The organism is Alloiococcus otitis ATCC 51267 (assembly GCF_000315445.1).
Taxonomy (GTDB): domain Bacteria; phylum Bacillota; class Bacilli; order Lactobacillales; family Carnobacteriaceae_A; genus Alloiococcus; species Alloiococcus otitis.
On the sequence record NZ_JH992958.1, the window covers coordinates 67,092 to 82,443 of the forward strand.

Annotated in this window: 15 protein-coding genes; all 15 read right to left on the reverse strand. The window is 40.5% G+C overall.

The genetic code is table 11. From position 1 onward, the window contains the following. Positions 1–5: 5 nt before the first annotated feature. Positions 6–1,400 (reverse strand): ABC transporter substrate-binding protein, encoded by a 1,395-nt coding sequence (locus HMPREF9698_RS02975; RefSeq protein ID WP_003777170.1) that lies wholly within the window; start codon positions 1,398–1,400, stop codon positions 6–8. 169 nt (positions 1,401–1,569) lie between these two features. After that, positions 1,570–2,331: a carbohydrate ABC transporter permease gene (locus tag HMPREF9698_RS02980; protein ID WP_003777172.1), complete on the reverse strand. Its 762-nt coding sequence runs from the start codon at positions 2,329–2,331 to the stop codon at positions 1,570–1,572. A gap of 96 nt (positions 2,332–2,427) precedes the next feature. Beyond that, positions 2,428–3,315, reverse strand: coding sequence for a carbohydrate ABC transporter permease (locus HMPREF9698_RS02985; RefSeq protein WP_003777174.1), 888 nt, complete (start codon positions 3,313–3,315; stop codon positions 2,428–2,430). Between the two features lies 1 nt (position 3,316). Next, entirely contained in the window at positions 3,317–4,336 is a 1,020-nt protein-coding gene (locus tag HMPREF9698_RS02990) for an ABC transporter ATP-binding protein (RefSeq protein WP_374189086.1), read from the reverse strand. Between the two features lie 324 nt (positions 4,337–4,660). Then, entirely contained in the window at positions 4,661–5,476 is an 816-nt protein-coding gene (locus HMPREF9698_RS02995) for a hypothetical protein (RefSeq protein ID WP_003777178.1), read from the reverse strand. Beyond that, positions 5,463–6,182 carry a DUF1868 domain-containing protein gene (locus HMPREF9698_RS03000; RefSeq protein ID WP_003777180.1) on the reverse strand — a complete coding sequence of 240 codons (720 nt, stop codon included), beginning with the start codon at positions 6,180–6,182 and terminating at the stop codon, positions 5,463–5,465. Before HMPREF9698_RS03000 ends, HMPREF9698_RS02995 begins: the two co-directional genes overlap by 14 nt. 235 nt (positions 6,183–6,417) lie before the next feature. Further along, positions 6,418–7,278: a glycerophosphodiester phosphodiesterase family protein gene (locus HMPREF9698_RS03010; protein ID WP_003777182.1), complete on the reverse strand. Its 861-nt coding sequence runs from the start codon at positions 7,276–7,278 to the stop codon at positions 6,418–6,420. Next, a complete protein-coding gene (locus HMPREF9698_RS03015) occupies positions 7,262–9,049 on the reverse strand; it encodes an ABC transporter permease (RefSeq protein WP_003777185.1) in 1,788 nt (595 codons plus the stop codon). Before HMPREF9698_RS03015 ends, HMPREF9698_RS03010 begins: the two co-directional genes overlap by 17 nt. Before the next feature lie 4 nt (positions 9,050–9,053). Then, positions 9,054–10,064 carry an ABC transporter ATP-binding protein gene (locus HMPREF9698_RS03020; protein WP_040292503.1) on the reverse strand — a complete coding sequence of 337 codons (1,011 nt, stop codon included), beginning with the start codon at positions 10,062–10,064 and terminating at the stop codon, positions 9,054–9,056. A gap of 36 nt (positions 10,065–10,100) precedes the next feature. Then, complete coding sequence (locus tag HMPREF9698_RS03025) at positions 10,101–11,084, reverse strand: extracellular solute-binding protein (RefSeq protein ID WP_003777189.1); 984 nt, start codon at positions 11,082–11,084, stop codon at positions 10,101–10,103. A gap of 26 nt (positions 11,085–11,110) precedes the next feature. After that, the gene (gene istB, locus HMPREF9698_RS03030; RefSeq protein ID WP_003776438.1) at positions 11,111–11,839 is read right to left on the reverse strand and encodes an IS21-like element helper ATPase IstB; all 729 of its coding nucleotides are present in this window, start codon (positions 11,837–11,839) and stop codon (positions 11,111–11,113) included. Then, positions 11,832–13,070 (reverse strand): IS21 family transposase, encoded by a 1,239-nt coding sequence (gene istA / locus HMPREF9698_RS03035; RefSeq protein ID WP_003776440.1) that lies wholly within the window; start codon positions 13,068–13,070, stop codon positions 11,832–11,834. The genes istB and istA overlap by 8 nt, the downstream gene beginning before the upstream one ends. A gap of 80 nt (positions 13,071–13,150) precedes the next feature. Next, positions 13,151–13,318 (reverse strand): hypothetical protein, encoded by a 168-nt coding sequence (locus tag HMPREF9698_RS08770; RefSeq protein ID WP_003777191.1) that lies wholly within the window; start codon positions 13,316–13,318, stop codon positions 13,151–13,153. A 227-nt stretch (positions 13,319–13,545) separates the two neighbouring features. Beyond that, positions 13,546–14,847 carry a TRAP transporter large permease gene (locus HMPREF9698_RS03040; RefSeq protein WP_003777193.1) on the reverse strand — a complete coding sequence of 434 codons (1,302 nt, stop codon included), beginning with the start codon at positions 14,845–14,847 and terminating at the stop codon, positions 13,546–13,548. A gap of 1 nt (position 14,848) precedes the next feature. Next, a complete protein-coding gene (locus tag HMPREF9698_RS03045) occupies positions 14,849–15,352 on the reverse strand; it encodes a TRAP transporter small permease (RefSeq protein WP_218914946.1) in 504 nt (167 codons plus the stop codon).

Below are 15,352 nucleotides of genomic sequence, written 5' to 3' on the forward strand. Positions count from 1 at the left end.
TCGTGTTAGTTCAAAATTTGTTCGGTTTGCTCTTGCAAGCTGTCTAGAGCATCTTGTGGTGCCACCCCGTTGACCGAAACTTCTTCCATGGCAGTAACCATGTTGTTGCGAAACTCGCCATAACCTTCAAAGGTCGGGGAAGACATACCGTAGCTGAGCATCTGGGTTGGTGCTTCGTATTCTGGGTTTTCTTCCAGGTAATTTTGGTAAAGGTCTGAGTTGATGGCTTCTTCTCGGACTGGAACATAACCAGTATCAATAGCCCATTGAGCTGCATTTTCAGGTTCCAGGAGGAAGGAAAGATAAGCAACGAAGCCTGCTTGCTCTTCCTCAGAAGCTGAGCTAAACAAGCCCAAGTCGTTACCAGCAAAAAAGGTTAATTCGGTGTCATTGAAGGTTGGAATTGGAGCAGTTGACCAATTAATCCCTTCCGCAGCAGGGGCGACGTGGGTGGTCCCTGCAGAAGATCCGATGTAAAGGGCTGAGGCACCGTTGCCGAAAGGTCCTGACATAAAGCCGTCTTCACCAGCTGTTCGAGCCTGGCCATCTTCTAACATGCCTTGGATCAATTCTAAGGCTTCAACCGCTTCAGGGCCATTCAAGTCAACAGTACCAGAGTCTGGGTCAACAAAGTCCGACCCGTTTTGCCGGGCCATGGTTTCCCACTCCATTTCAAAGCTGTTTTCAAATCCCATGGCGTAGGCATCGTCTCCAGCTTCAATCATTTGGTCTGCTAAGTCTAATACTTGGTCCCAAGTTTCTGGCACCTCTACCCCATATTCATCTAAGATATCTTGGTTATAAAACATAATCCGGGTCGACTTGGAAAATGGCATGGCGTAACGTTCCCCGTCAAATGTTCCGCTTTCCAAAAAGCCAGGGTAAATGTCATCAATGGCTTCCTGGTCCAAGCCATTGGAAGTCAAGAAGTCATCAGTTAGGGGGACGATCAAGTCATTGCTAGCCCATTCTGGGACATCGGTTGGGGTAAGCTGGGCCATGGTCGGGAGTTCATCGGAAACGGCTGCTGCTGTGACGGACTGGTTCAAGTCCCCATATTCCCCTTGGCTTTGCTCATTGACAAAGTATTGGTCTTGGGACGCGTTAAATTCATCGGTTAAGGCCGTTAAAGCCTCCTGGTGGGGGCCATTCATGGCATGCCAGAAGGTAATTTCAACAGTCTCCCCATTTGAAGCTTGGTCGTCTGATCCTTCTTGGTCTGATGCTTCACCGCTAGTCTCTTCACTTGAAGCTTCTTCACCATTTGACGGGGCATTCTCTTCTTGGGTCTGGTTATCTTGACCTTCCTGGTTATCTTGACCATTGTCCCCACAAGCTGCTAGGACAAAACCAGCTAACAATAGGGTTCCCAATTTAGGCCATTTGGATTTGATTGTCATTTTTTCTCAAGCACTACTTTTAAAATTTAAACCTTTTACATCTGACTAGGCAACCGGGCAACAGCTTTTTGGGACCAACCACCTCCTTTAATGACTATTGGTCTACCCTTCAACTGGCAAGCTAACCGATGAATTCTAGTTAATCAGCCAGAATAGCTTCAATCGTTAGCTAACCTTTTACGCCAGTGCTGGCAATCCCTTTGATGATGTATTTTTGCAGGAATAAGTAGATCACTATCATGGGCAGGACCACAATAGTAGCAGCCGCCATCAAGAGTTCATAATATGTTCCAGCTTCTGTAGTAAAGGCTTGGAGGCCTACTGGGAGGGGCCTTATGTCTGTTTCATTGGTGACGATCAAGGGCCACAAGAAGGCGTTCCAAGAGCCGATAATTTTTAAAATGGTCACCGCTACAATGGCTGACTTGGACAAGGGGACGACAACTTGCCAGAGGAATTTAAAGTCACTGCATCCATCAACCTTAGCAGCATAGTAGAGTTCATCCGGGACCGCTTCAAAGTTTTGCTTGAGCATGAAGACGGAAAAAACAGAAGCCAAGAAGGGAATAATCATGGCCGCATAGGTATTGATCAGACCCATCCGGGACAGGGTGAGGTAGTTGGGGATCATCAAAAGCTCAAAGGGAACCATCATGGTGGCGATAAGAATAGTGAAGAGGACATTTTTAAAGTAGAAGTTCATCCGGGAAAAAGCAAAAGCTGCTAGGATGGTAAAGAGGAGTTCCCCTGCCGTTGACAGGCTGGTAATGACCACCGAGTTAAGGAAGTAACGGCCAAAGGGGGCTACTTCCATGGCCCTGACATAGTTTTCAAATTGCAGGCTTTCTGGTAGCCAAACGGGCGGTTGGGCCACAGCTTCAGCTGGGGTTTTCAAAGAAGTAGACACCATCCAAAAGAAGGGCAAGATCATGGTAATAGCTCCCAAAATAAGGATGGCATAGGCGACTATTTTTAAAATTTTAACCTGGCTGGTTGTTTTTTTCTTTTGCCATTTTCATCACCTTTCTTAGTAGTGAACATAGCGCTTGTTAACCCACATCTGCAGTAGTGTAAAGACAAGGATGATCAAGAACAAGATGATCCCTGCAGCCGAGGCAATCGCATACTGGTTTTCTTCATAGAATTTTTGGAAGATGTAAAAGACCATGGTCATGGCAGAATTAGCTGGTCCCGGCCGGCCGTTAAAGAGGGAGTAGACCTCGTCAAAAACCTTGAAACTGTTAATGACCCCCATAACGGAAACTAGGAAGGTCGTTGGTCCCAATAAGGGCAAGGTAATATTGGTAAAACGCTGCCAAGGACCAGCCCCATCAATTTTGGCTGCCTGGTAGTAAGACTCATTGATATTGTTCAGACCAACCAGGAAAATAATAATATTGAAGCCGAGCCCCTTCCAAATCGACATAATCACCATGGCCAAGAGGGCATAGTCTGGATTGTTCAAAAACTCAATGGGCCCAATATTCAAAAGGCCTAAAAAATAGTTTACTAGACCGTAATTGGTGTGGTAGAGCCAGCGCCAAACAATAGATACAGCGACAGTCGAGGTGACAAAAGGAAGGAAGTAGATGGACCGGAAGAAGCCTGACAGCAAATCAATGGAATTGAGCAAGATGGCAATCCCCAAGGAAATAAGGATGGAGAGGGGGACCACTCCCAAAACAAAGATAAAGGTGTTTCGGATGGCTGACAAAAATTGAGGGTCTTGGAAGAGTTCAATGAAGGGATCGATCCCGTACTCCTTCACTTCCTGGGTGTAGAAGTTGAAGTCAGCGTAAAAACTCATTTCAAAGGACTTGAAAATTGGGTAGAGGTTAAAGGTGCCGATAATCACTAACATGGGCAGGAGGTACAAAAAGGTCTTGCCAGTGGACTTCCAAGTGGGTTTTTGCATCTTAACTCACCCTCCCCGAAACTTGCGTCAAAGTCTGATCCGCCCGGTTGAAGCAGTGGACAGCTTCAGGGCTTGCCACTAGTCTCAGAACTTGACCTTCTTCTGGATGAAAGGCTAGGTTGGTGGCTAAGACCCCTTGGCCGTCCTTGTCAATATGTACGGTGGTGTCTTTACCGACTCGCTCAACCAAAGTCACCCTACCTTCTAAGAGGTAGTCATCTGATTCAGTTGCGACTAAATCTTCAGACCGGACACCCACTTCTGCAATCTCAGTAATGGGCAGGTCCAACTTGTCGGCAAAGCGGGGACTAACCTGGTCTATGGCCAGGATATTTATGACAGGGGTGCCGATAAACTGGGCCACAAACTTATTGGCTGGTTTGGCATACAAATCGACCGGGTTCGCGTACTGCTGGATAGCTCCAGCATTTAAAACCATGACCTGGTCGGAAATACTTAGGGCTTCTTCTTGGTCATGGGTAACAAAGATAGTCGTAATCCCTGTTTCTTGTTGGATCCGTCTGATTTCTTCCCGCATTTCAATCCGCAACCTAGCATCCAGGTTAGAAAGGGGCTCATCCATGAGGAGAACGGAAGGCTTTTTAGCCAAGGCCCGGGCAATGGCTACCCGCTGCTGCTGGCCCCCAGACAATTGCTTGGGCTTCTTGTCTAGCTGGTCTTCAATTTGAACTAATTTAGCCAGGTCTGTAGCCCGGGTTTGCCTTTCAGCTTTGGAAACCTTGGCCATCTTCAAGGGGAACATGATATTCTCCAGAACCGTCAAGTGTGGGTAGAGGGCATAGTTTTGAAAGACCATGCCGACCTTACGCTTGACCGCATCCAGTTTGGTTACCTTCTTATCCCCAAAGTAGATATCCCCCTGGGTAGGAAAGGTCAAGCCAGAGATTAGCATAAGGGTGGTAGACTTCCCGCAACCAGACGGTCCCAGGATGGACACCAATTTCCCTTCTGGAATGACAAAGTTAATATCCTTCAAAACTGTTTTATCGTCAAAAGTCATCTCAATATTTTGGAACTTCACCTGCAAGAAGATCACCTCTTTAAATATTCCTGGCTCTTTGCCAGTATTTTAGTTTCTCATGCTTTCGTTAAAACCAGTCACATATTTGGGTAAAATTTGTGTAAATTGGAGTCAAGGGTGAGTTGATTTATCAAGCCCAACCAAAAACATGTTTTGCTTTAAAAATCGAAAAAGCCGTGGCAAGAAGTTTTTAGCCAGCATAAAGTTCGAGTTTCTCTAGACTTTTCTCATTTCCCCATGACAAAAACCCTGCACCGGGTTTGGTACAGGGTTCTCTTTTCCTAACATAGCTAGGATTCATTTTTAAACGACAAACTGGATATAAGACCGGTCATCAAAAGAATAATTGCCTGGGTCAATCCCTTTAGTCGAAGGATTTTCATGCAGACAGTGGGGGTCTTTTTCATTGACCTGTTCTAGGTAGTCTTCCGTAGTTTGAAAGTCTTCCTTTAAGTCAGGATAGCCATCAGATGCTAGGGTCACTAGGTCTCCTTCTTCTACATCAATTTCCGTAATCAGACTAGACGGGATTGGGTCACCATTTAAAACGGAATAGCCAAAGGGAACTTCCCGGTTCATAAACCGAGTTGTCTCTAAAATGTAGGGTAGGATCTCTTTCCTAGCTACTTCTTCACCATTTTCGTATAGGTCTTGACCCTGGTCTTTCCGGACAGCTGTAATGAAAGACCGCAAGTCAGCCAAGATATCATCCATCTTCTTAGGGGACTCATATATTTTATCATTGACCCGGACCTGGCAATCACCTATGATATAGACTTTTTGAACCGCCTTTAGGTAAATAGCCATGACAGCTTGTAAACCATAGCGTCTTTTGTCCTTGGAAAAAGGAACATTCTGGTAAAACTCGTCATAGTCTTGGTTAATAGATTCAATAACCTGGTCTAAAGATTCAATTGTCTTTAAGTTTTTTAAACTGCAGAGAATAATTTGGCTCGCAATCCGCCCAGTTTTCTGCCCTTGATAGGTAAAATCTGATTTAGAAGTGACGCCATCGATCACAGCTAGAGCTTGGTCAGAAGTAAAAATAGCATCTTCACATAACTTTTGGTCTGGTCTTTTTCCTTTGAGAAATTTTTTGATTAACTTAATAATGATCACCTCGCTTAGATAAATCAGTATGGTAGGCTAACATATCATTAAAAATAACAAATTCAGGCTGGCTCACTCTTATCGTTAAATCCCCGTCTTGGACTTGCTTGTTCATTTTGGCTTTAAATGCTGCAAAATCAGCTTTTTCTTCCTGGTTAAAAGGTCGGTTGGTATAAGCTAAGGTAATATGAAAAGTGTAAGTATCTAAATCATTACGATCAACTTGAGTCTCTTCTACTAAAGCTTTGCGATATTCATATAAATTTTTAAAGCTATCTTTATCATAGGGTTCTAGCCTAAAGCGAAAAGCTGAAAATTCAGCAATTTTCATTTTTATTGGACCTGAAAATGGAACCTGATCTACCTTCTCTTTCAATATAGGATCAATTTGAGCAAAAGCTTGGTCAGGTAAATAGGAGGGCCAAACCTCTTGCCCCCTATCAATATCCCGGATCAGGCTTAGAATGGTCATGTGCAAGGATGAGATGGGTAGGAAAGATAACTTGGCTGCATAGTCTTGCTTTTTTAGTGCTGACTGAATTGATTTAGCCAAATGGATAACATCTGGGTCGTCCAAAGTCAAGTCCAAGTATTCTATGACAGTATTGCCGTAATAATCAATAGCATTTCCCTCCCTGTCAAACTTATTAGGGTCAATTATACTGTTTATAGTCAATAGCATCATCTCTTCTATAAAAATCTCAATAACTCCCAAACAGAACTCAACAAAATTAATTCTGGAAGAGTGTCCAACAGCTTACGATAATAAACCAGGACCAACTTATCGGTTATCATAAGTTGATCCTGGTTAGAATTGAGGATATCCCTCTTATATTTATCCAACACCAAGGTCAGCTGAAGTATAACCATACTATTTCAGTTCCCCGGCTCTTTTATTCCTATCAGATAATAGTGAATGATAAAAGAAATTGGATTGTTAAGATTAGAGCCTAATTGTTGGCTGACCGGTAGCTAAACAATTGTTCAGGCCAATCAGTTTGAATAATTCGAGCACCCATACTGGTTAGTTTACCCCAAACCTTGTCTGGTGAATCAAAGAGAGCGACGTGGTCATCCAAGCCAGCATAGAGGTCCTTGGTATCATTAACCTGTATGGTGTTAATTTGACTAATCCAACCCTTTTCATCCTGTAATTGCTGGATTAAGTCTGCCCCGTACAAGTCATCTTCTGGACTAGAGGCCAAAATTTCGACACCAATAATGTTAATATTCTCAGCCTGGACTAATAAGTTTAACTCCTCTTTTGTGCTGACAATACCCATGTACATGTATTTTTCAGGGTGGTTAGATAACTTGTCTAAGTCATCTTGGGTTACTTCACTTTTCAGAAGAAAACGCTTCTTGTGGGTATCTGCAAATTGGTCTAAAAATTCTAAAAATTCTGGCCAATAGTTCCAAGACTTGTCAAATTGTAGGATAAGGTCTTGAGGGCTATCAATGATAAGCTCTTTTAAGCTTTCAAGACTTCGGGTCGTCCGACTCCCAAAAGCATTAATCAGTTTATGGGTCTCTAATTCTTCGAAGGTCAAGTCACGAATATCAAAGTCTTCGCCAAACAATTGCTGTTCTTGTCCTGGGTGGAAAGGCAAGTAAACCCCATCCGCTGTCGCCACAATATCAAGCTCGGCAATTTCACAACCGCTAAGTTTAGACAGTTGCATGGCTTGGGAAGAATTTTCAATGACATTCCCACCCCAGCGACCCCGGTGGTTGGCTATTAAAAAGGAATTGTCCTGCAAATAACGGTCTAATAGTTCCCGATAGTTTTGAAAATCAACTGTTTTGTTCATTAATTAACACAGCTCCACTTTGAGATTTGCTCTTCAATCTGAACTTACCTTTAATACCAGTAAAGAGGCTAGAAATCTTACTCATACCACCGAAGTATACTAACCAAACAACTAGAGCGTTAATGATAATCAAGATAACGGAGTAGACTAAGTTCAGCGCGATACTATCAGTTGCGTACTCACTGGACAAGTTATTTCTAATCACAATACCTAAAGTTGGGTTCAATGGGTGGTATAAGAAAGCTGACAAGTCGAAGTCATCCAGCTTACCGTTGAAGTTTAGGGCGAAGAGAGCAAGTACTGTTGGTAAGATAAGGGGTAAAATAACCTTGAAGAATGTATACATTTTCTTCGCACCTAAAATAGTTGCTGCCTCTTCTAAACTATCATCAACAGTGTAGAATGCCGATTTAGTAAACCGTAGTGTGTTTGGAATAGAAACCACAATATAGCCAATTAACATAATCATGGTTGTTCCTGTTAAGACTTGATTGAAGACAACAGTTTTAGGTTGATTATAGTAGAGGATCATACCTAAGGCAAAGAGGACACTCGGTAATAGCCATGGAATATGTAGTAAGTATTCCAGTACGGTCCCCCATTTACTTTTTGTTTTATATATGAGGCGGGCTGCATAGATGGTAATAACTGCAACAACAGTCGCACTGAGGAAAGAATAGATGACCGAGGTTACAAATGGACGGTAAGCAGTTGAATCACTTAGGATTCTACCGTAGTTTTCTAGGGTAAAACCACTAAAGGATAGAGTTCCTTCTGCAATTGATTGGTAGTCCATGAATGAGAACAAGATAACTGTTACAAATGGAAGAAGGTGGGCTAAGGCAAAAACATAAGCAGTAATGTGAGCCAAAACATTAGTTGCTGGGTTGTTAATCTTCATTTTTTTCTGTTTGACCTTCGTTTTAGAAACAGAAGCAAAGTTAGAATTCCGTTCAGTACGTTGAATCACATAAAGAACGATGATTTGGAAGACACCTAAGAACAAGGATAAGAGGGCTGCTAGCATGCGTGAGTTCGGTCTATTAGCAAAGGTCAAAATCAAGGGCATAATGGCATCATAGTCTTGACCACCTACAATCAGGGGAGCAGAGAAAGCTCCAACCCCTTGTTGGAAAAGTAAAATCACACAGGTATTAATCACTGGACGTAACTGAGGTAAAACAACATCTTTTAGAATTTCCCATTGGCTAGCACCCAAGTTTCTGGCTGCTTCAATGGTTGAGTAATCGATGGAACGAACAGCGTTTCTGAAGAAAATCATATAGTTAATTGTACAACCGAAAGTCATAACGACGATAACAGCTGCATAACCGCTAAACCAATTCGGATCTATGTTTGGATTGATTTGACTAAGTAGTTGAGTTGCAATTCCGTTAGGACCGTAGACGAACATGTAGCCGTTGTTAATCAACAACCCACCAAAAACGAGCGGAATCATGTAGACAACTGTTAAAAACTTAGAACCTTTAACATCAAAGTATTCGATAAACAAAACTTGTAAAATACCGACAATAGAACAAGTGATCGGCAAGAGAAGTCCGATCATAAATGAGTTCCTTAAACCTGTCATGGCCCGGTCACTTTGAATGATGCTAGAGAAACCATCAATAGTAAATGAACCATCTGGGAAGAAAGTACTCTTCAACACTTCCCAGTTGGGGAGAATTAGGAATGCAAAAATAAACCAGACTAAAACAGCAATAGCAAAGATATTGAATATCTTATATAAATCAAACTTGTTTTCCTTCATGGTATTAATCCCCCTTAAATTTCATAATGTGCTTAGGATCAATATATAGCTTAACCTGAGTGCCTTCCTCCATGGGTTTTTCGGAACTGACTTTTTGGTAAACAACAAGCTCGAGGTCATATTCTTCACTGTAGAAAATATAGTCGATATACTTACCGTAAAAATCGATATGGCGTAATTCTGCACTAAAGCCATGTTCAGCATTAGCATCAAGAATCTGAATCCGTTCCGTTCTCACATAGAAGGAATCGTATTGGCTGGCTATATCTGGTGAAATTTGAGCCACTAAACGTTTGGTCAACTTGTTAGAGTCACCAATAAAGGTACATACAAACTCAGTTGCAGGGTTGTAATAAACATCATATGGTGTCCCAACTTGCTCAACGCCTCTATTATTAAAGATAGCAATTTGATCCGATAAGGTGAGGGCTTCTTCTTGGTCGTGGGTGACGTAAAGTGTAGTCAAGCCAGTTTTAGCCTGGATGGATTTGATTTCATGACGTAAACTTTTACGTAATTTTGCATCCAAGTTAGATAAAGGTTCATCCATGGCCAAGACTTGTGGTTCTTTAGCAAGCGACCGAGTAATGGCTACCCTTTGTTGTTGTCCCCCAGAGAGTTCAGATACGTTTTTTTGTAACTGTTGCTGGTTCAAGTCAACCATTTCAGCCATTTCTTGGACCTTTCTCTCAATGACAGTCTTACTTGCCTTTTCAGTTTTTAAACCAAAGGCAATATTTTCGTAAGCAGTCATGGTTGGGAAAAGGGCATAGTTTTGGAAAATCATCCCAATCCCCCGTTTCTCAACGGGCAAGTCATTCACAACTTGCCCACTGATTTTAATATCGCCGGATGAGTGTTGAATAAAGCCAACAATCGCTCTTAACATAGTACTTTTACCAGATCCAGATGGACCTAGGAAGGTAAAAAAGTCACCCTTGTTGATTTCAAGATTCACATGGTCGAGCGCTGTAAAGTCACCGTATTTAATTTGAACATCTTCTAAACTAATCATGCTCATGTATATCCACCTCCAAATGAATTGATTATCTTATAAGATATTTAGTTCGACGTATTCAATCCACTCGTCTAGGTGGTCACCAACCCAATCATAGTCTAGGTCGACTGGTGTGGTATTTTCCATAATTTCATTTAAGCGTTCATCGACACTATCAGAAGCATTTGCATTAACTGGGACTTGACCGTGTTCCTCTGCAAAAGCAGCCATGACTTCTTCTGAACCAAACCAGTCAATAAATTCTTGTTCGACTGTGTTATCTTCACCGTCATTAATAATACCAATTTGTTCAGTGGTTTGGATAACTCCTGGGTCGAGGTCAAGAACTCCAATATTAACATCATATTCTTGTTCAAAATTGGTAACGTTCCCCATAAAAGTGAAGGAGTATGGAACTTCACCTGAAACGAAATCTGGCATCCAAGTTTCAGGACCACCTTCTGGCATAGTGACACCATTTTCGAAGTATTGAGCAACGTTGTCTAGGCCTTCCTGGGTTACGCCCATTTCTTGGCTATCATCTCTATGTTCAATAAGGTTAATGTACATAACCGCCGAGTTGGTAGCCCCACCTAAGGCATTTGGCACAAAGTATCTGTTTTCATATTGAGGATCATTGTAGAAGTCATTCCAGTGAGTAGGCAATTCACTTTCGTCCACTTCATCTTCGTTGTAAATCGCAAAAACTCTGGCGTAATCAACTGGAGCGTAAAGGTCATCATCACGAGTTGGAACGTCTTCAGCAATTTCGTCTTTCCAGGCTGGAGCGTGAGATTCTAATAATTCTTCATCAGCAATTTCTTGGAAGCTAAATTCATTAAGACCAAAGACAATGTCAGCAGTAGTAGATTGACCTTCTGCCAGTAATCGGTTGGTCAAGTCTGGCCCGCCCAATTGTACGAACTCAATGTCAAAACCCGCTTCAGCAGCTCTTTCCTTGAAGAACTCATCCCGGCCTGTCAAGGGCAGTTTAAAATTGTAGGTTTTCGGCAAGATAAAAATGTAGGTTTTTGGCAATTCAATTGTAGGTAATCGGTAGTTTTTTATTTCATTCGGTATGATTTTCCAGTGATCTTGAATACCTTCACGTGATGTACCAGACGGTCAAGTATCGCTGCCGCAATCTCTGAGTTCTGAAATAATTCCCCCCAACGGGATAACACAATGTTGGTTGTTATGACAGTTGAATTCTTTTCATACCGCATCGTCATTAGTTGAAAGAATAAGTCTGCTTCAATCTTTTGAATAGGTAAGTAGCCAATCTCATCAATGATAAGCAAGTCATAACGTGCATAACGTTTTAATACGCGCTCTTCTGTCCCTTTTTCAAAAGCTGAACGAAGACGTAAAAGTAATTCATGACAACTAATAAACAATGTACGATAGCCTTGGTGGCAAGCTTCAATCCCTAAGGCAATTACCAGGTGGGTCTTACCCACACCTGGATTACCAATAAATACAAGGTTTTCTTTCTTTTCCATAAAAGCCATATGTTTGAGGTCAATGATTTCGTTTTTATTAATACTTGGTTGGAAATCAAAGTCAAACTCCTCTAAAGAAGTTCTTTTGGGGAAATGAGCGCGCTTAATCACACGTTCAATCTTTTGGTTCTTTTGATAGTGTAGTTCTTGGTTTGTCAGTTCTAATAGAGCCTCAGTTAAAGAAATTTCATTTTTGTTTGCGACATCGATATAATTGGGCACATATTCTCGCATATGGTTTAAATTGAGTTCTTCTAGATTATATAAGAGTTTTTGATAAGCGCTACTCATTCGTTGGCTCCTCCAAAAAGTCATACTGTTTTAAACTATTTTCAATATAGGACTGAATATCATCTTCATCCTTATGACTTAGGACATCAGATTTTAGAATTTGAACCATATCATCATAGTTATAATTCAATGGTTTCTCCGTTAATAAGTGCGAACGGATGCGTTCTCCGTTATAATAGATGTGCACGTGCGATTCGTTATCGGAAAGGGCTAATTCAACTTCTTTTCCAATATAACGAGGATCTACCGAGTACCTACATTTGCGGAACAGAACCATCGCTTCCTTTGTGACTTTACGGCAAATAGAGTCATTGAAATATGGCGTTAATAGGTTTTCTGGTAGCTCATGTAGGTGCTCTTTTTCTTTATCCTTCCATAGGAAATAGGGTGTTTCTCCTGTAGCTTGAGACACTTCCCGATTAAGGTCGTGGCAAAGCATATCTACGATGTGGATAAGGTCTGTACTATCATGGAATTCATGATTATAGACACGTAATCGTTCAACTGTTCGGGCAAGTGCTTCCACACTTCCTTTTGTTTGAGGGCGAAATGGACGGCAGACCATCGTTCTAAACCCTGCATCTTTACTAAATGCATAGAATCGTTCATTCAATTGTACTTTTGAAAACTGAGTTCTTGATTGATCGACAACTGTTTTCATATTATCAAACCAAATTTCTTCTGGAACGCCACCGGTATGTTTAAAAGCCTCATTTAAACACTGAAATAATGTATCTTGTTTGCGGTCAAACGTCAGTGTTATAAACTTCATTTTTGAAAATGGCAATACATAGAGAAAAATATTAAAGCAAATAATTTCTCCTTGTTCACTGATAAGATGTATGTTTTCTTTCCAATCAACTTGAGCAGAAAGACCCGGCGTATGTTCAACACGGATCGTCGCTTTCTTGACTCGCTCTTTCTTTAACTCACGACAGTAAGTTTTTACCAAACTATAGCTGCCATCAAAACCTTTCTTCTCAATAAATCGGAAGATACTATAGGCACTACAGTGGCCTTCTAGCTTTTCGTGAATCATGTTTTTAAACGGATCCAGTTTGCTTCCACGTTTCTTACGAGGAGAGGTTGAGCTTTCTCCTTTCAATGCTTCATGATAGGCTGCCTTAACCGTGCGGTAATCGCACCCAAATTGTTGAGCTAAAGCAGAAAAATTAGGTTTAATACCGTCTATCATATATTTTTTCACTCCTTCTCGAATATCTCTTCTCATCCCAATACCTCCATTTCTAAAGGGATAAGAAGAGTATATAAAAAATGTAGGAAAACCAACAATTTTAAATTGCCGTTTTCCTACATTTTATAGCTGCCGTTTACACGGCCTTCACTGGAAGCATTAGAGTAAATAACGAGCTGTTTGTCTTCTCTACTCTCCTCAGCTGAATCTCCAGACCCATTGTTACATGCTCCTAGTAGAAGCAAACTTCCAGAAAGCATGGCGAACTTAGCGATTTTCTTCATAATCAAAAAACTCCTTCTCCTATAAATATTTCCCTTTTTTAGGTAATATGTAATACCATGACCTATAATATCAAGCGTATGTTTATTTCTTGTATGGAGTATGTGTAGTATATGTAAATATTGTTAATTAAATGTATGCATGTAAAGTAGAAAAATATACAAAAAATTTCCCTTCAAAGATACAATAAGGTATCTCTAAAAGGAAATTGTAATTATTTTTAACAATACTACAGCAATCCTGCTAACCTAGGTAGAAATAGAGACAGTTCTGGTAAAAATGTCATCAGTATTAATAGTACTACCATTCCAATTAAATAAGGTAGTAGGGGCTTAAATACCTTCTCAATAGATACCTTACTTATCCCACAAGCTACAAATAATACAGACCCTACCGGAGGAGTCATAGTACCTATACACATAGCTAATATTAATACAATACCGAAGTGAACTGGGTGCATTCCCAAATTAGTTGCTATAGGAAGGAAAATGGGGGTAAAAATAAGGATTGCTGGAGTTATATCCATAAAAGTTCCTACAATTAATAAGATAGCTATCATGATAAGATAGATCAATATAGTATTATTCGTTAGTCCTAGTAGAGCCTGACTAATAGCACCAGGTATTCCAGAATAGGCCATTATCCATGACATAGCAGAGGAAGCAGAAATCAATAACAACACCATACCACTTGTTCTTGCACTATCTATAATTATATTTTTGAATGACTCCCAATTTAAGCTACCATAAATAATTGATAAAATAGTACAATATAATACAGATATGCCGGCCCCTTCAGTCGCTGTAAAAATTCCAGAAACAATACCTCCTACGACTACTACAATCATCCCTAAACTTGGCAATGCGTCTAAAGTAGCTCTTAAACGCTCCTTATTTGAAATATGTTGTTTAACCTTATAGTTTCTCTTCTTAGCATAAAAATATGCAATCAACATAGTTATAATCCCCATTAAAATTCCAGGAACATAGCCAGCAAGGAATAAGGCTGATACGGATACCCCTCCGGAAATAGCAGAGTAAACGATAATTGAACCAGAAGGTGGGATCAGTAAGCCAGAAGAAGCCGAGGCAATGTTAACACTCGTTGAAAACGCTGGATCATATCCCTCATCTTTTTGAATTGGACTTAATGTTCCCCCAATAGCTGAAGAAGCGGCAACAGCTGATCCGGATAAAGCTCCAAACAACATATTTCCTAACACATTGGTATGAACTAATGACCCAGGTATTTTACCCGTAAAAGCATTAGAAAAATTCACTAGTCTCCTTGCTATACCCCCGTTATTCATAATATTTCCGGCTAATATAAATAATGGAACGGCCAGTAATGAGAAACTTTCTATTCCTGTATACATTCTTTGAACGGTAATAAATACTATTTGCTCCAAAGGTAATAAAACTAAGCCAGTCATTATAGTTGAAGCTATGATCCCTATTGAGATGGGCACACCAATAGCCAACAATATAAAAAATGAAACAAATAAAACAAGTGCTGGTAATAGAGAATCCAATTTAATTATCCTCCCCACTTGATTGATTTAATACAATATCTTCGTAGATATTTGCACATTGTATAATCGAAATTAAAATACCTGAAATAGGACCGACTCCATACACTAATGATCTAGGTATAGCTAGTATGGGTGAGCGAACTCCAGTAACGCTAAGTGAAATTTGAAACCCACCCACTACTAAGACAAGGAAAACTACTATTAAGCAAACTAAGTCAATTAAAACGGATAACCATTTATTTTGATTTGATTTTAAATAATTTTGTAAAATTGTTAAGGACATATGTTCTCTGGTCCCAAAAACATAAGCTGCTCCGATAAACCCAGTCCATATCATTACATATCTGATCAACTCTTGGGTCCAATCTGATGGATTATTCATAACATATCTCATAAACACCTGATAGATTGTCAAAATAGCCATTCCCGATAATAAGATCGCAGCTATATAACCTAGTAAATTTTGTGCGTACCTTTTTAAACTTAATATTGCTGAACCCATCAT